Here is a 14853-nt window from a genome sequence, read left to right as displayed (position 1 = left end):
CGGGCTCGCTGGTCAACGGTTGTTCTGTCACAAAAGCGGCCTCCTCATGACGCGTGCGCGCCCGCCCGCGTCCGGACGGGCCCGCCGCTGATCGGTGACGGGCCCGACATTGCCGAACTGACGGTCAGCCGCCGGTGGCTTCGGCGGCCGCCTCGAGATCGGTCTTCATCTGGTTGAGGATCTCCTCGCCGCTGTCACCGGTCATCTCGATGAAGGCCGCCTCGACCGCGGGCGCGGTCTCCATGAAGGGCTTGCGCTCTTCCTCGGACAGGATGTTGATCTGCATGTCCGGCTTGGCTTCCTTGATCTTGGCCAGCGACTCTTCCTGAAGGTCGCGCTGGTATTCGAGGATGTATTCGAACGCCACGTCGACCGCGTCCTGGATCACCTGCTGGTCTTCCTCGCCAAGGCCGTCATAGAAGTCCTTGTTGGCCATCAGCGCGGTGGTGAAATTGTTGTGGCCGATGCAGGTGATGACGTCGGTCACCTCGTACATCTTGGTCGATTCCAGGAAGAAGCCGGGATTTTCCTGGCCCTGGATGATGCCGGTCTGCAGCGCGCCATAGACCTCGCCCCAGGGCAGCGGCGTCGGCGTGGCGCCGAAGGCGCGGTAGCTTTCCACCAGCAGCGGGTTGGTCATGACGCGGAACTTGACCTCGTCAAGATCCTCGGGGCTGCGCACCGGCTCCTGGGTGGTCATGCAGACCTCGCCCTCGGGATACATGGTCAGCAGTTCCAGGCCCTGCTCGGCATAGAGTTCGGGGAACATCTCGTTGATCGCCACCGACGAGCGGAAGAATTCGAACAGCGCGTCCTGGTCCTGCGGCAGCAGATAGGGCACGAAGAAGACCTGCGCCTCGGGAATCAGCGCGCCGGTGAAGCCGGGCGACTGGTTGACGAATTGCAGGATGCCGGCCTGCGCCTGCTCCATGATGTCGGCGCTCTCGCCCAGCGTGCCGAAGGGGAAGAGCTGAACGGTGTGGTCGGAATTGGCTTCCACCTCTTCCTTGAACTTCTGCGCGAAGATGCCCTGCACCTCGTCGAGCGCCTCCTCGAAGGCGTAGCGCCATGTTTCGGCCTGCGCGGCGCCCGTGGCCGTCACGACGATCGCGGCGGCGGCCACGGTCCCCAGTAGTGAACGCATGGATTTTGTCATGTGACTGCTCTCCCTTTGAAAAACCGGAAACTGACGACGCGCAATGCTGGGCGCGTCCTGACCGGCCATGTCCTGCCAATGGCCGGAAAAGACCGGATTGTTCTGGTTTACTACGGTGAGGCAGAGAAAAAATCATGTCAATAACAATAATAAAATCATGACAATTTAGTCCGATCGCGGAACGAAGCGTGCATGAACCGGCGAGCGACCGGCCCGGGCGACGCGCCGCCATCGGCCGCGGCGCCGGCTCAGATTGCGAGCAACGCCGGCTCGGGGCGGCTGCGGATCAGCCGCCGGACGATCTGGAGGCCAAGCTCCAGCCGCTCGCCCGATTCCCCGCCAAGGCACAGCCGCACCCCGGCGTGACGCTTGGGATCGGCAAGGCAGAAGGACGAGCCGGGCGCGACGGCGACGCCATGCAGGCGGGCGTGAGCGAAGAAGTCCTCCTCGGGCCAGGCGTCGGGCAGCGGCAGCCAGACATGCATGCCGTTGGGACTGGACAGAAGGTCGAGCCCGCCAAGGATCCGCGCGGTCGCCGCGTTGCGCTCGGCGAGCGCCGATTTCTGCCATGTCAGCAGGCGCTCGGCGGTGCCGTCGGCGATCCAGCGCATGGCGATCTCGGCCATCAGCGGCGTCGCCATCCAGTTGGTGACCAGGTGCCGGTTGGCGGCCGAGGATTCGTGGGTCTCGGGCACGACCAGAAAGCCGACGCGCAGGCCCGGCATGATGCACTTGGTCAGCGAGGTGAAATAGAAGGTGCGTTCGGGCGCCAGCGCGGCGATCGGCGGCGGCCGGTCGGGATGGATCGGCCCCCAGGCATCGTTTTCGATGATCAGAACGTCATGACGGCGCGCGATGTCGATGATCGCCTGGCGGCGCTGCGTGCCCATGGTGGCGGGCTTGGGCGCAAGGCCCGTCGGCATCAGGTGAATCGCCTTGACCGGCTCGCGCAGGCAGGCGCGCTCGAAACCCTCGGGCTCGATGCCTTCGGCGTCGATCGGCAGGCCGCGCAGGCGCATGCCCAGATAGCTGGTCAGCGGCCTGAGCGTGTGGTGGCCGAGTTCCTCGGCGACGATCAGATCGCCCGGATTGGCCGCGGTCATCAGCGCGGTGGTCATGGCCGCGGTGTTGCCGTTGGTCAGAAGCAGGCTTGGCGGCGCGACGGTGAGCCCGCACAGGGCGAGCCATTCGACCGCCGCGTCATTGTATTTGCGCAGCGCCGCGCTGGGGCGGAACGAGGCGATCGTCGTCATCGGCAGGTCCTGGGACAGCCGCTCGAGGGACTGGCGCATGGCCGCCTCGTGCAGCGGCGCAAAGACCGGCTTGAGCAGCGACAGATCGATGATCGAGCCATATTGGCGTTCGGGCAGGTAGGGCGTGCGCGGCTCGCTCGCGGTCGCGCGCACATAGGTGCCGCGGCCGACCTCGCCGACCAGGACGCCGGCGCGGATCAGCTCGTCATAGGCGCGGCTGACCGTTTGCACGCTCACGCCCAGATCGTAGGCAAGGTCGCGATGGGTGGGCATGCGGTCGCCGGTCTTCAGCTCGCCCGCCTCGACCGCGCGCGTCACCGTCTCGGCGAGCGAGCGATAGGCCGGCCGTCGCAAGAGGCCGCGTCTGGGGGGCCAGATTGTCATGGTCGAGTATGCGCATCGATCATGACAATTGACAAGCTCCCGGCGCCGCCGCACAAGCATTGTCATGTCCGCGATCAAGCTCGACGGCCGCGACGTGAAGATCCTGTCGATCCTGTCGCGCGAGGGCCGCATTTCCAAGACGGCGCTCGCCGAGCGCGTGGCGCTGAGCGCCACGCCGTGCTGGGAGCGGCTCAAACGGCTCGAAAAGGCCGGGCTGATCACCGGCTACCATGCCGATATCGCACTCAAGAAGCTGGCGCCCCATGTCGCCGTGTTCGTGCTCGCCGAACTGGACAACCACCGGGCCGAAGCGTTCCAGACGTTCGAGCGGGCGATCGACCGGCACGAGGAGATCGTCGGATGCTGGGCGCTCGGCGGCGGCTTCGACTATCTGCTGCACGTAATCGCCGCCGACATAGACAGCTATCAGCGTCTGATCGACGCGCTGCTCGGCGAGGGTATCGGGCTGGCGCGCTATTTCACATACATCGTCACCAAGCCGGTGAAGACCGGCGCGCCGCCGCCCTTCGCCACGCTTTTGGGCGAGATGGCGAAAGACTGACTGCGCCGGCCGGGCAAAACAGTGCGATCGCCTGCGCCGGGCGGCTGCTTCGGACGATCCTTCTGACCCAATCGGGCTAGGGTCTTTTCACAATCACCACGCGGCCCTTCGGGTTGGGCCGAAACGCGGCCTCGCGTGCTGATACGCAACGGACCCTAGCCTGCGGGCAAATCCGTTCGAGGGAGAAAAGCCATGGCCCAGGCGATGCCGTCCATTGCAACCGACGACTTCCTGCATGCGGTGGGGCTGGCCGATCCGTCCCTGCTGCGCAGCTTCGCCTATGTCGGCGGGCGCTGGATTTCGGGCGGGGCGGCGCGGACCTTCGCCGTTACCGATCCGGCGACCGGGAGCGAACTGGCCGAGGTCGCCGCGCTCGACGGCGCCGACAGCCGCGCGGCGGTCGATGCGGCGCAGGCGGCCTTCGCCGGATGGTCGGGACTGTTGCCGCAGGCGCGCTCGCGCATCCTGCGCGCCTGGTACGAGCGGATCGTCGCCCATGCCGAGGACCTGGCGCGGATCATGACGCTCGAACAGGGCAAGCCGATTTCCGAGGCGCGCGGCGAGATCGACTATGCCGCCTCGTTCATCGAGTTCTACGCCGAGGAGGCCAAACGGCCCAATATCGAGAGCGTGACCTCGCATCTGCCCGACGCCGAGGTCGAGGTCTGGCGCGAGCCGGTGGGCGTGGCCGCGCTGATCACGCCGTGGAACTTCCCCTCGGCCATGCTGACCCGCAAGGCCGCCGCCGCGCTCGCGGCCGGCTGTACCGTGATCGCCCACCCCTCCGCCGAAACCCCGCTGTCGGCGCTGGCGCTGGCCGAACTGGCCGAGCGCGCCGGCCTGCCGGCGGGCGTGTTCAACGTCGTCACCGGCAAGGCCGCCGAAGTGGTCGGCCCGTGGATGGACGACGCACGGGTGCGCGCGGTCTCCTTCACCGGTTCGACCGGGATCGGCAAGCTGCTCTACCGGCAGGGCGCCGAGACGGTCAAGCGGCTCGTCCTGGAGCTTGGCGGTCATGCACCGTTCCTGATGTTCGCCGATGCCGATCTCGACCGTGCCGTCGACGAGGCGGTCAAGGCCAAGTTCGCCACCTCCGGCCAGGACTGCCTTGGGGCGAACCGGTTCTTCGTCGAGCGCGGCGTTTACGACGAATTCTGCCGGCGCTTCGCCGAGCGCACGGCGGCGCTGACGGTCGGGCCGGGAATGGACGATCCCGATATCGGCCCGTTGATGAACGAGGCGGCCGTCCGGAAGCAGCAGGCGCACGTCGCCGATGCCGTTGCCAGGGGCGCGCGCGTGCTCGCCGGCGGCGAACTTCACCCGGCCGGCCCCCTGTTCTTTGCGCCGACCGTGCTCGCCGACGTGCCCGCCGACGCGCAGATCATGGGCGAGGAGACCTTCGGTCCGGTCGCCGCCATCGCACCGTTCGACACCGAGGCCGAGGCGCTCGACCGCGCCAATGCCACCGAGTACGGCCTGATCGCCTATCTGCACACGCAGGATCCGCGCCGCATCTACCGGCTCAGCCGGGCGCTCGAATTCGGCATGGTCGCCGTCAACCGCACCAAGGTCACCGGCGCGCCGATCCCGTTTGGCGGCATGAAGCAGTCAGGTCTTGAACGCGAAGGCTCCCGGCTCGGGCTGGAGGCGTTCACCGAAGTCAAATATGTCTGCCGCGACTGGGCATGACGCCAACACGAACCAGAAAGGCACACGCCATGCTCCGCAACGACCAGCTCGACCAGTGGGACCGCGAGAATTTCTTCCACCCCTCCACCCACCTCGCCCAGCATGCGCGCGGCGAAAGCCCCAACCGCATCGTCACCGGCGGTGAAGGGGTCTATATCGAGGATCGCGACGGCGCCCGTCTGCTGGACGCGTTCGCCGGGCTGTACTGCGTCAATGTCGGCTATGGCCGTACCGAGATCGCCGAGGCGATCGCCGAGCAGGCGCGTAAGCTCGCCTATTATCACGCCTATGTCGGTCATGGCACCGAGGCCTCGATCACCCTCGCCAAGATGGTGCTGGACCGGGCGCCCGATCACATGTCCAAGGTCTATTTCGGCCTGGGCGGCTCGGACGCCAACGAGACCAACGTCAAGCTGATCTGGTACGTCAACAACATCGGCGGCCGGCCCGAAAAGAAGAAGATCATCTCGCGCTGGCGCGGCTATCACGGCTCGGGGCTGGTGACCGGTTCGATGACCGGACTGAAGATCTTCCACGACAAGTTCGACCTGCCGCTCGAGCGGATCGTGCACACCACCGCGCCCTATTATTTCCGGCGCGAGGACCGCGACATGAGCGAGGCCGATTTCGTCGGCCACTGCGTCGCCGAACTCGAGGCGCTGATCGAGCGCGAGGGTCCCGAGACCATTGCCGCCTTCATCGGCGAACCGATTCTCGGCACGGGCGGCATCGTGCCGCCGCCGGCCGGCTACTGGGCGGCGATCCAGCCGGTGCTCGAACGGCACGACATCGCGCTGATCGCCGACGAGGTGGTCACCGGCTTCGGCCGGCTGGGCTCGATGTTCGGGTCGGACCATTACGGCATGAAGCCGGACATCATCACCATCGCCAAGGGGCTGACATCGGCCTATGCGCCGCTGTCGGGCTCGATCGTCTCCGAGCGGATCTGGAAGGTGCTCGAACAGGGCACCGACGAGACCGGCCCGATCGGCCATGGCTGGACCTATTCGGCGCATCCGATCGGCGCGGCGGCGGGCGTGGCCAATCTCGAACTGATCGACGAACTGGGGCTCGTGGACAATGCGCGCGATGTGGGTGCGTATTTCAATGCGGCCATGGCCGAGGCGGTCGCCGGCCACGCCCATGTCGGCGATGTGCGCGGCGAGGGCCTGTTGTGCGCGGTCGAACTGGTCGAGGACAGGGATGGGCGCGCCTTTTTCGATCCGGCAAGGAAAGTCGGCGCGGCGGTCGCCGGGGCAATGGCCAAACGCGGGGTGATCGCCCGCGCCATGCCGCAGGGCGACATCATCGGCTTTGCGCCGCCGCTGTGCCTGACCCGCGCCGAGGCCGATACGATCGTCGGTACGGCCAAGGCGGCGATCGAGGAGGTTCTGGGCGCCTGAACGCGGCGCCGGAGCGTCGGGTGAGGAGGCTGGATCGTCGGCCGGGCGTGCCGGCCGGCGATTTGGTCCGCGCCAGGCGCGGGCGGCTTACAGATCGTAGGCGAGGCGGAAGCCGGTGTTGCTGCCGGCCGAATCGGCGGGCAGGCCAAGGCGCGCGGCAATGCGGTAGCGGTAGCAATAGCTCGCATGGCACAGGAACGAGCCGCCCTTGAGCACCTTCTGGTCGGTCTTTCGCGCGTCGGCATTGCGCGCCCTGGCCGCGCGCGAGACCGAGCGGATGCGGAAGGCGTCGGCCGACCACTCCCACACATTGCCGGCCATGTCGTAAAGGCCGACGCTGTTGGGCGGAAAGGCGCGGGTCGGACTGGTGGCGTAAAAGCCGTCGGCGAGCGTGTTGGTGCGCGGAAAACTGCCCTGCCAGATGTTGCAATAGACCGTCGTGTCGTCGGGGTCGGCATCGCCCCACACATAGCGCGGATTGGCGAGCGTGCCACGCGCGGCGTGCTCCCATTCGGCCTCGGTCGGCAGCCGGCCGCCGGCCCATCTGGCAAAGGCATTGGCATCGCGCCAGGAGACCTGCACCACCGGATGGTCCCAGCGCCCGTCGAGATCGCTGCCGGCGCCTTCGGGCGTGCGCCACATGGCATGGGGGGCGTTCAGCCACCAGGGAATGGCCGGATTGTACTGCATGGTCGCCGCGCGCTGATCGTCGACGAGCCCGCGAAAGACCGCCGACCAGCCGAACTCCTCGGCTTCGCTGACATAGCCTGTCTCGGCGACGAAGCGGGCAAAGCGCGCATTGGTGACGCACTCGGCCTCAAGGGCAAAGGGCTTGAGCGTGATCCTGCGTGGCGGCCCCTCGCCGTCGACGGGGATAACTGGCGTATCCGTGCCCACAAAGCTCGGCCCGCCGGGAAACTCGACACGTATTGGCGCGCGAGCAACGGGCGGGGCGTCGTCGCGGGCCGCGCGCGCCGCCGATGCCGCCGTGTCCGCCTTGCCGTCGTCCTCGCCCCTGACGGTCGGCCGGCAGCAGGCGCCGTCCGAACCGTGTTCGGGATCGACCGTCGCGGTGGGGTCGGTCTTGCGGTCCATCGCTGCGCTCCGTTGCGGCCCTTGCGGCCATGAAATGCGATCGGCGGCGATGGGGCAAGCCCGGCCGCGCGGATGCGCAGGACGGCGCGAGCCTGACCGGCTCTCCGGTGCGGAGCGAATCGTTCGCCGCCGCGGCCAGTTCCAGCGCCTTCAGCCCGTCCTTGCCGTCGACGGAAGGCGGCGCCCGGCCGATGGCGGTGGCCGGCAACGACGTGATGCTGGTGCCCGGCGCGCCCTCAGGCCGCCAGATCGCGCAGCACGTAGTGCAGGATCCCGCCATTGTTGACGTAGTCGAGTTCGTCCGCCGTATCGATGCGGCAGATCAGCGGCACGTCCTTGGTCGTCCCGTCGGCATAGCTGACCTTGGCGATGACTTTCTGGCGCGGCTTGACGTCGGCGAGGCCCTCGATCGTGACGGTCTCATCGCCCTTCAGGCCGAGCGAGGCCCATGACACGCCCGCGTCAAAGACAAACGGCACCACGCCCATGCCGACCAGGTTCGACCGGTGGATGCGCTCGAACGATTGCGCGATCACCGCCTTGACGCCGAGCAGGTTGGTGCCCTTGGCCGCCCAGTCGCGCGAGGACCCGTTGCCATATTCGCCGCCGGCGAAGACGACCAGCGGCACGCCCTCTTGCCTGTATCTCATCGCCGCATCGTAGATCGGCATTTCCTCCTTGGACGGATAGTGGATGGTGTAGCCGCCCTCGCGGCCGTTCTCGCCGAGCATGTGGTTGCGGATGCGGATATTGGCGAAGGTGCCGCGCATCATCACCTCGTGATTGCCGCGCCGCGTGCCGTACTGGTTGAAGTCGGCAACGCCGACGCCGTGATCCATCAGGTAGGAGCCGGCCGGGGACTGCGCCTTGATCGAGCCGGCCGGCGAGATGTGGTCGGTGGTGATCTTGTCGCCGAACAGGCCCAGAATGCGCGCGCCTTCGATGTCCTCGATGGGCTTGGGCGTTGCGTCCATGCCGGTGAAATAGGGCGGGTTCTGCACGTAGGTGGAATTGTCGTCCCAGGCATAGGTCTTGCCCTCGGGCACCTCGACGGCGCGCCAGCGGTCGTCGCCCTTGAAGACGTCGGCATATTTGGTCGCGAACAGGTCGCGCGTGACATATTTGCCGATGAATTCCTGGATCTCCTGCGGCGAGGGCCAGATGTCCTTGAGGTAGACGTCGTTGCCGTCCTTGTCCTGGCCGATCGGCTCGCTCTCGAGATCGATCTTGACCGTGCCGGCCAGCGCGTAGGCGACCACCAGCGGCGGCGAGGCGAGATAGTTCGCCTGCACGTCGGGCGAGATGCGGCCCTCGAAATTGCGGTTGCCGGACAAGACGCCCGCCGCGATCAGGCCCTTGTCGTTGATGGTCTTGGAGATCGGCTCGGGCAGCGGGCCGGAATTGCCGATGCAGGTGGTGCAGCCGAAGCCGACAAGGTTGAAGCCGATCCGGTCGAGCTCCTTCTGCAGGCCGGAATTGTCGAGATATTCGGCGACAACCTGCGAACCCGGCGCCAGCGAGGTCTTCACCCATGGCTTCTGCTTGATGCCCAGGCGATTGGCGTTGCGCGCCAGCAGGCCGGCGCCGATCAGCACGGACGGGTTGGAGGTGTTGGTGCACGAGGTGATCGCCGCGATCGCCACGTCGCCATGGCCCAGATCGTAGTCCTCGCCCGCGACCGGATAGCGGGCATCGATCTGGCCGGCATCCTTCTTGTATTCGCTCGTGAAGGCCTCGGCGAACTTCTCGCCGATCTGGTTGAGCGCGACGCGGCCCTCGGGGCGCTTGGGCCCGGCCATCGAGGGCACGACCTCGCCGAGGTCGAGCTCCAGCGTATCGGTGAAGACCGGATGCTCGGTGCCGGTGACACGGAACATGCCCTGGTCCTTGCAATAGGCCTCGACGAGCGCGATCCGGTCGGCGTCGCGGCCGGTCATCTGCAGATAGTTCAGCGTCTCGGAGTCCACCGGGAAAAAGCCGCAGGTGGCGCCATATTCCGGGCTCATATTGCCGATGGTGGCGGCGTCGGCCAGCGTCATGGAATCGAGCCCGTCGCCAAAGAACTCGACGAACTTGCCGACCACGCCCTTCTGGCGCAGCATCTGCGTGACCGTCAGCACCAGATCGGTGGCGGTGACGCCTTCCTTGAGCGCGCCGGTCAGCTTGAAGCCGATGACTTCGGGCAGCAGCATGGAGATCGGCTGGCCGAGCATGGCGGCCTCGGCCTCGATGCCGCCGACGCCCCAGCCGAGAACGCCAAGGCCGTTGATCATGGTGGTGTGCGAATCGGTGCCGACGCACGTGTCCGGATAGGCGACGGTCTCGCCGTCGGCATCCTTCGTCCACACGCACTGGCCCAGATATTCAAGGTTGACCTGGTGGCAGATACCGGTGCCCGGCGGCACGACGCGGAAATTGTCGAAGGCGCTCTGGCCCCATTTGAGGAAGCGGTAGCGCTCGGCATTGCGCTCGTATTCGAGCTCGACATTGCGCTCGAAGGCCATGGGCGTGCCGAACTCGTCGACGATCACCGAATGGTCGATGACCAGGTCGACCGGCACCAGCGGATTGATCTTCTCGGGATCGCCGCCCAGATTGACCATCGCATCGCGCATCGCGGCAAGATCCACCACCGCCGGCACGCCGGTGAAGTCCTGCATGAGCACGCGCGCCGGCCGATAGGCGATCTCGTAGCCGGCGGTCCCCCGGTCGTCGAGCCAGGCGGCGACGGCCTGAATGTCGGCCTTGGTCACCGAACGGCCGTCCTCGTTGCGCAGAAGGTTCTCGAGCAGCACCTTCATCGAGAAGGGCAGGCGGGAGATGCCGTCGAGCCCGTTCTTCTCGGCCTCGGCCAGGCTGAAATAGGTGTAGGCCTTGCCCCCTACGTCGAGCGTCCTGCGGCAATTGAAGCTGTCGATGCTGGACATGTACGCTACCTCCGGTTGGCCAGCGCGGCGGCTGGCTGCGCCATCGCCGATCACCATGGCATATGTGTTGCGGCAACCGCATTGTGCAGTGCGGTCGCCTTTGGATGGCGCCTGCTTAGAACCATTCAAGGGCGCTTTCCAGACCAACCAAGGTCAAATCGGTCCCGCGATTGCGCGCGTCAACATTTTCGTGTCAATGCAGCCCGACCAATCGGAACCATGACATGCGGCTTGAGGTCGAGGGATTGGCCGCGCGGCGCGGCGGCGACATGATCTTCGAGGGCATCCGCTTCGCCCTTGGCGCGGGCGAGGCGATGGCCGTCACCGGCCCCAATGGCGCCGGCAAGTCGACGCTGCTGCGCGTATTGGCGGGGTTCCTGCCTCCGGCGGCGGGGTGGGCACGGGTGACCAACGCCGCGGACGGGGCCGGCGACATCGCCGCGCACGCCCATTTTCTCGGCCCGGTCAATGCCATGAAGCCGGCGCTCACCGTGCGCGAGAATCTCGATTTCTGGCGCATCTTCGGCGATGCGCCCCTTCTGGAGCCGGAGGAGGCACTCGGCCGGCTGGGTCTGGACCATGTCATCGACGTGCCCTACTCGGACCTTTCAACGGGGCAGCGGCGGCGCGTTGCGATCGCCCGGCTGCTGCTCAACCGCCGGACCATCTGGCTGCTCGACGAGCCGACATCGGGGCTCGACGCCAATGCGGAGGCGGTGTTTGCGGGGCTGGTCGGCGATCATGTCGCCGGCGGCGGCATCGTCATCGCCGCGACGCATCTGTCGATCGCCGTTGCGGGCATGAAGCGGCTGCGCTTTGCCGAGCGGGCACCGGCGTGATCGCGCTGATCGTCCGCGACATCCGGCTGGGCGTGCGGGCCGGAGGCGGGGCGCTGATCGGCATATTGTTCTATCTCGCCGTGGTGGCGGTGACGCCGTTCGCCTTCGGTCCGGACCTCAACCTGCTGTCGCGCATCGGCCCGGCGATCCTGTGGGTGGGTGCGCTGCTCGCCTCGCTTCTGGGCCTCGAGCGGCTGTTCCGGATCGACCATGAGGACGGCGCGCTCGACGTGCTGGTGATGAGCCGGTTCGAGACACCGCTGGCGCTGACCGTGTTCGGCAAGTGCGTGGCGCACTGGCTGGTGACGGGGCTGCCGCTCGTCATCGTCACGCCGCTGCTCGGCCTGTTGCTGAACATGGAGATCGCCGCGATCGGCGCCACGGCGCTGACATTGCTGGTCGGCACGCCGGCGATCACCTTCATCGGCGCGGCCGGGGCGGCCGTGGCGGTGGCGCTGCCGCGCGGGGGGCTGCTGGTCTCGGTGATCATCCTGCCGTTCACGATCCCGGTGCTGATCTTCGGCGTCATGGCGAGCTACGGCGCGGTGGAGGATCCGGCGCCCTTCGTGCAGCCATTTGCGTTTCTCGCCGCCCTGACGCTGTTCTTTGCGGTGCTCGGCCCGTTCGCGGCGGCCGTGGCGCTGAAGGGGTTGCAGGATTGACGCGGACCCGCAGTGCTACTCGGCGAGCGCCCGCTCGACGGCTTCCGGATCGTTTTCGATGACCTTCAGCAGCACGCGGGCTGGCTGGTCGGGTTGCCGGCGGTTCTGTTCCCAGTCACGGACGGTGGCAACGTTCAGGCCATAGCGGGCGGCAAAGCCGGCCTGCGTCAGCCCGAGGCGCCGCCGCAACGCGGCCACGTCGGTCCTGGCGGGGACCACCATGCGGGATGGGGCCTTTTCGACCTTGGCGATGGCCAATGCTTCCTCGGCGCTCTCGACCAGTTCCCGGCCAAACTTGCTCATCCGTGCCTCCTTGCAGATCATCTTCTTCTGGCGCCCGACCCTGTCCGGTATGCCTCCGCGATTCTGGGCAAGGTCGCGGCAAGCGCGTCGCGCTCGGCCTGGCTGATATCGGCTCTGTCACCCTTCTTGACGAGCGCCAGCAAGAAAATCGGTACGTCATCGGCCGCGAAATAGTGGATCGTGCGGTAACCACCGCGCTTGCCCTTGCCGCCACCCGCAAAGCGCACCTTCCGCGCGCCGCCTGTCCCAGGAATCACCGATCCCGCTTTCGGGTTGTCGGCAAGGTATGCAATGATGCCGCTCAACTCCTCTTCGGAAAGGCCTGCCGCCTTGGCCTGCCGCTCGAAGACCGACGTCGTGACAACCGTGTGCATTCCTGAAGGAAATACGGCATTGCCGTACCGATTTCAACAGACAAGTGCGGCCGGCCCCGCTCCAGCTCGCACCGATCAGCGATGACCACCGTCGAGCTTTCGACCCATCTGCCCGCCGATCCGGCCATGGTGCGCGAGCAGATCATGCGCCCGGCGATCCTGCTGCACGTCTCGCGGCCACTGATCCGATTCACGCCGATCGATCCGCCGGCCCTGCCCGAGGTCTGGAAGCAGGACCGCTACAAGGTCGCCATGCACCTGTTCGGCATCGTGCCGATGGGCTGGCAAATGGTCGGCATCGAGATGCGGCCCGCCGAGGGCGAGACATGGTCGATCCGCGACAATGGCCATGGCGCGCTGATCCGCACCTGGGATCACGTCATCGAGGTGGCGCCCGAGGGCGAGGGCACGCGCTACACCGATCGGGTGACGATCGAGGCCGGCTGGCTGACACCCGCCATCGCCCTTTTCGCGCGCATCTTCTACGGCCATCGCCAGCGCCGCTGGCGGAAACTGGTTGCCGCCGGCTTCGACCCGAAAGCGTAACGGTTTCGTGCGCGTTCGCTTGTCACGGATCAATTGCCCCGCCACAATTGACGGCCTATATCGCGCACATGAGTGTTTCCGCCGCCCGCAAGCCGGGGTTCTTCTCGCGCCTGGCCAATCCGACCCGCTTCATGGGCCTTTCGGCGGCCATGCTGCCGTGGCTGTGGGTGATCGCCGCGATCGTCACGCTCGGTGGCCTCGTCTGGGCCTTCAACGCACCGCAGGACTATCAGCAGGGCGAAACGGTCCGCATCATGTATATCCACGTGCCGGCGGCGTGGCTTTCCATGTTCGTCTATGCGGTGATGACCGCGTCGGCGCTCGGCGTGCTGATCTGGCGGCACCCGCTGGCCGACGTGTCGGTGCGCGCCGCCGCGCCGATCGGCGCGGCCTTCACGCTGATCTGCCTGATCACCGGCTCGCTGTGGGGCCGGCCCATGTGGGGCACTTGGTGGGTGTGGGACGCGCGGCTGACCTCGGTTTTCGTGCTGATGCTGATGTATCTGGGCATCGTCGCCCTGCAGCGCGCGATGGAGGACCCGGCCAGGGCGGCGCGTCCGGTGGCGATCCTCGTGCTGGTCGGCTCGGTGAACATTCCGATCATCAAGTTCTCGGTGGATCTGTGGAACACGCTGCACCAGCCGGCCTCGGTGATCCGGCTCGACGGGCCGACCATCCATGCTTCCATGCTGTGGCCGCTGCTGGTCACGGCGGCCGGTTTCATGGTGCTGTTTTTCGCCATGCACATGCTGGCCATGCGCAACGAGATCCGCCGCCGGCGTGCGGCCGCCCTGCGTCGGGCCGGCGCGCGCGGTGCCGCCTCGGCACCGGCGACCGCGGTTCTGGAGCAGGGCTGATGTGGAGCCATGGCGCTTTCGTTCTGGCCAGCTACGGGGCCGCCTTCGGCGTGCTCGCGCTGGTGATCGTCTGGCTGCTCATCGACCGGGCGGCGACGATGCGCGAGATCGAGCGCCTGGAAAGGGCAGGCCTGACGCGGCGGTCGGCGCGTGGCGGCGAGACCGACGGAGCCGAGCCATGAGCACGAGCGAGCGCACCTCCGCCGGCCGCTCCGGCATCTCCTGGCCGATCATGATCGCGGTGATCGTGTTCTTCGCGCTTGCCGGCGTGTTCGCCTACATGCTGCTGCTGCCCGACCGGGTGGCCTCGACCGTGCCCTCGGCGCTGATCGGACGGCAGGCGCCCGAAACGCCGCTACCGGCGATCGAGGGGCTGACGACCCGCAGCGGCGCCGTCTCGCCGGGGCTCGATCCGGCCATGCTCGAGGGCAGCATCTCCATCGTCAATGTATGGGGTTCGTGGTGCGCGCCGTGCCGGCAGGAGCATCCCTATCTGATGCAACTGGCCGAAGACGAGCGCATCCAGATCATCGGGCTCAACTACAAGGACAAGCCGGAGAACGCGATCCGCTTTCTGCGCCAGCTCGGCAATCCGTTCGATGCGGTCGGCGCCGACGATACCGGCCGCGCGGCGATCGAATGGGGCGTTTACGGCGTGCCGGAGACCTTCATCGTCGCCCCCGACCGGACCATCGCCTACAAGCATGTCGGCCCGATCAGCGCCGATATCCTCGAACGCACCATCGTGCCCGAAATCGACAAGCTGGCAGCGGCCGAAGCCTCGCCGGGCTCGTAGCCGGGCT

Annotated in this window: 15 protein-coding genes; 9 read left to right on the top strand and 6 right to left on the bottom strand. The window is 67.1% G+C overall.

Going from position 1 to position 14853, the window contains the following annotated elements; translation table 11 throughout:
• Positions 1 to 124 precede the first annotated feature (124 nt).
• Both dctP and RBB34_RS09760 read right to left on the bottom strand, forming a co-directional pair.
• The gene (gene dctP / locus RBB34_RS09765; protein ID WP_306119024.1) at positions 125 to 1156 is read right to left on the bottom strand and encodes a TRAP transporter substrate-binding protein DctP; all 1032 of its coding nucleotides are present in this window, start codon (positions 1154 to 1156) and stop codon (positions 125 to 127) included.
• Between the two features lie 248 nt (positions 1157 to 1404).
• A complete protein-coding gene (locus RBB34_RS09760; RefSeq protein ID WP_306119023.1) occupies positions 1405 to 2793 on the bottom strand; it encodes a PLP-dependent aminotransferase family protein in 1389 nt (462 codons plus the stop codon).
• A gap of 64 nt (positions 2794 to 2857) precedes the next feature.
• Between RBB34_RS09760 and RBB34_RS09755 the strand changes: the two genes are divergently transcribed.
• The 3 genes from RBB34_RS09755 to RBB34_RS09745 all read left to right on the top strand — a co-directional run bounded on the left by RBB34_RS09755 (position 2858) and on the right by RBB34_RS09745 (position 6447).
• A complete protein-coding gene (locus RBB34_RS09755) occupies positions 2858 to 3355 on the top strand; it encodes an Lrp/AsnC family transcriptional regulator (protein ID WP_306119022.1) in 498 nt (165 codons plus the stop codon).
• Between the two features lie 192 nt (positions 3356 to 3547).
• Complete coding sequence (locus tag RBB34_RS09750; RefSeq protein WP_306119021.1) at positions 3548 to 5044, top strand: NAD-dependent succinate-semialdehyde dehydrogenase; 1497 nt, start codon at positions 3548 to 3550, stop codon at positions 5042 to 5044.
• A 29-nt stretch (positions 5045 to 5073) separates the two neighbouring features.
• Positions 5074 to 6447 carry an aspartate aminotransferase family protein gene (locus RBB34_RS09745; RefSeq protein WP_306119020.1) on the top strand — a complete coding sequence of 458 codons (1374 nt, stop codon included), beginning with the start codon at positions 5074 to 5076 and terminating at the stop codon, positions 6445 to 6447.
• An 87-nt stretch (positions 6448 to 6534) separates the two neighbouring features.
• Here RBB34_RS09745 and RBB34_RS09740 read toward each other — a convergent pair whose 3' ends face one another.
• Positions 6535 to 7542, bottom strand: coding sequence for a formylglycine-generating enzyme family protein (locus tag RBB34_RS09740; protein ID WP_306119019.1), 1008 nt, complete (start codon positions 7540 to 7542; stop codon positions 6535 to 6537).
• Between the two features lie 236 nt (positions 7543 to 7778).
• Positions 7779 to 10469, bottom strand: a complete 2691-nt coding sequence (gene acnA, locus RBB34_RS09735) for an aconitate hydratase AcnA (protein WP_306119018.1) — start codon at positions 10467 to 10469, stop codon at positions 7779 to 7781.
• A gap of 224 nt (positions 10470 to 10693) precedes the next feature.
• Here acnA and ccmA point away from each other — a divergent pair, with 224 nt between their 5' ends.
• Together ccmA and ccmB are read left to right on the top strand one after the other, a co-directional pair.
• Positions 10694 to 11308, top strand: a complete 615-nt coding sequence (gene ccmA / locus RBB34_RS09730; RefSeq protein ID WP_306119017.1) for a heme ABC exporter ATP-binding protein CcmA — start codon at positions 10694 to 10696, stop codon at positions 11306 to 11308.
• Entirely contained in the window at positions 11305 to 11970 is a 666-nt protein-coding gene (gene ccmB, locus RBB34_RS09725) for a heme exporter protein CcmB (RefSeq protein WP_306119016.1), read from the top strand. The genes ccmA and ccmB overlap by 4 nt, the downstream gene beginning before the upstream one ends.
• Positions 11971 to 11985: 15 nt before the next feature.
• On the opposite strand, the gene RBB34_RS09720 is transcribed toward ccmB, so the two are convergent.
• Together RBB34_RS09720 and RBB34_RS09715 are read right to left on the bottom strand one after the other, a co-directional pair.
• Complete coding sequence (locus RBB34_RS09720; protein ID WP_306119015.1) at positions 11986 to 12273, bottom strand: helix-turn-helix domain-containing protein; 288 nt, start codon at positions 12271 to 12273, stop codon at positions 11986 to 11988.
• A gap of 17 nt (positions 12274 to 12290) precedes the next feature.
• Entirely contained in the window at positions 12291 to 12647 is a 357-nt protein-coding gene (locus RBB34_RS09715) for a type II toxin-antitoxin system RelE/ParE family toxin (protein WP_306119014.1), read from the bottom strand.
• Between the two features lie 81 nt (positions 12648 to 12728).
• Here RBB34_RS09715 and RBB34_RS09710 point away from each other — a divergent pair, with 81 nt between their 5' ends.
• From RBB34_RS09710 to RBB34_RS09695, 4 genes are all read left to right on the top strand, one after another.
• Positions 12729 to 13193 carry a hypothetical protein gene (locus RBB34_RS09710; protein WP_306119013.1) on the top strand — a complete coding sequence of 155 codons (465 nt, stop codon included), beginning with the start codon at positions 12729 to 12731 and terminating at the stop codon, positions 13191 to 13193.
• Positions 13194 to 13261: 68 nt separating this feature from the next.
• On the top strand, positions 13262 to 14050 hold the full coding sequence (locus RBB34_RS09705; RefSeq protein ID WP_306119012.1) for a heme ABC transporter permease: 789 nt from the start codon (positions 13262 to 13264) through the stop codon (positions 14048 to 14050).
• Positions 14050 to 14232, top strand: a complete 183-nt coding sequence (gene ccmD / locus RBB34_RS09700) for a heme exporter protein CcmD (RefSeq protein WP_306119011.1) — start codon at positions 14050 to 14052, stop codon at positions 14230 to 14232. Before RBB34_RS09705 ends, ccmD begins: the two co-directional genes overlap by 1 nt.
• Positions 14229 to 14846, top strand: a complete 618-nt coding sequence (locus RBB34_RS09695; protein ID WP_306119010.1) for a DsbE family thiol:disulfide interchange protein — start codon at positions 14229 to 14231, stop codon at positions 14844 to 14846. Before ccmD ends, RBB34_RS09695 begins: the two co-directional genes overlap by 4 nt.
• Positions 14847 to 14853 lie beyond the last annotated feature (7 nt).

It is taken from the genome of Roseitalea sp. MMSF_3546, from assembly GCF_030732865.1.
Lineage (GTDB): Bacteria > Pseudomonadota > Alphaproteobacteria > Rhizobiales > Rhizobiaceae > Roseitalea.
This window is presented reverse-complemented; position numbering and strand designations above follow the sequence as displayed.

Excerpts from the sequence above, each read along its gene's own strand:
- RBB34_RS09715 (WP_306119014.1), bottom strand. The coding sequence starts at position 12,647 with ATGCACACGGTTGTCACGACGTCGGTCTTCGAGCGGCAGGCCAAGGCG.
- RBB34_RS09740 (WP_306119019.1), bottom strand. The coding sequence starts at position 7,542 with ATGGACCGCAAGACCGACCCCACCGCGACGGTCGATCCCGAACACGGT.
- ccmA (WP_306119017.1), top strand. The coding sequence starts at position 10,694 with ATGCGGCTTGAGGTCGAGGGATTGGCCGCGCGGCGCGGCGGCGACATG.
- acnA (WP_306119018.1), bottom strand. The coding sequence starts at position 10,469 with ATGTCCAGCATCGACAGCTTCAATTGCCGCAGGACGCTCGACGTAGGG.
- RBB34_RS09720 (WP_306119015.1), bottom strand. The coding sequence starts at position 12,273 with ATGAGCAAGTTTGGCCGGGAACTGGTCGAGAGCGCCGAGGAAGCATTG.
- RBB34_RS09750 (WP_306119021.1), top strand. The coding sequence starts at position 3,548 with ATGGCCCAGGCGATGCCGTCCATTGCAACCGACGACTTCCTGCATGCG.
- RBB34_RS09760 (WP_306119023.1), bottom strand. The coding sequence starts at position 2,793 with ATGACAATCTGGCCCCCCAGACGCGGCCTCTTGCGACGGCCGGCCTAT.
- RBB34_RS09705 (WP_306119012.1), top strand. The coding sequence starts at position 13,262 with ATGAGTGTTTCCGCCGCCCGCAAGCCGGGGTTCTTCTCGCGCCTGGCC.
- RBB34_RS09710 (WP_306119013.1), top strand. The coding sequence starts at position 12,729 with ATGACCACCGTCGAGCTTTCGACCCATCTGCCCGCCGATCCGGCCATG.
- RBB34_RS09695 (WP_306119010.1), top strand. The coding sequence starts at position 14,229 with ATGAGCACGAGCGAGCGCACCTCCGCCGGCCGCTCCGGCATCTCCTGG.
- dctP (WP_306119024.1), bottom strand. The coding sequence starts at position 1,156 with ATGACAAAATCCATGCGTTCACTACTGGGGACCGTGGCCGCCGCCGCG.
- ccmD (WP_306119011.1), top strand. The coding sequence starts at position 14,050 with ATGTGGAGCCATGGCGCTTTCGTTCTGGCCAGCTACGGGGCCGCCTTC.
- RBB34_RS09745 (WP_306119020.1), top strand. The coding sequence starts at position 5,074 with ATGCTCCGCAACGACCAGCTCGACCAGTGGGACCGCGAGAATTTCTTC.
- RBB34_RS09755 (WP_306119022.1), top strand. The coding sequence starts at position 2,858 with ATGTCCGCGATCAAGCTCGACGGCCGCGACGTGAAGATCCTGTCGATC.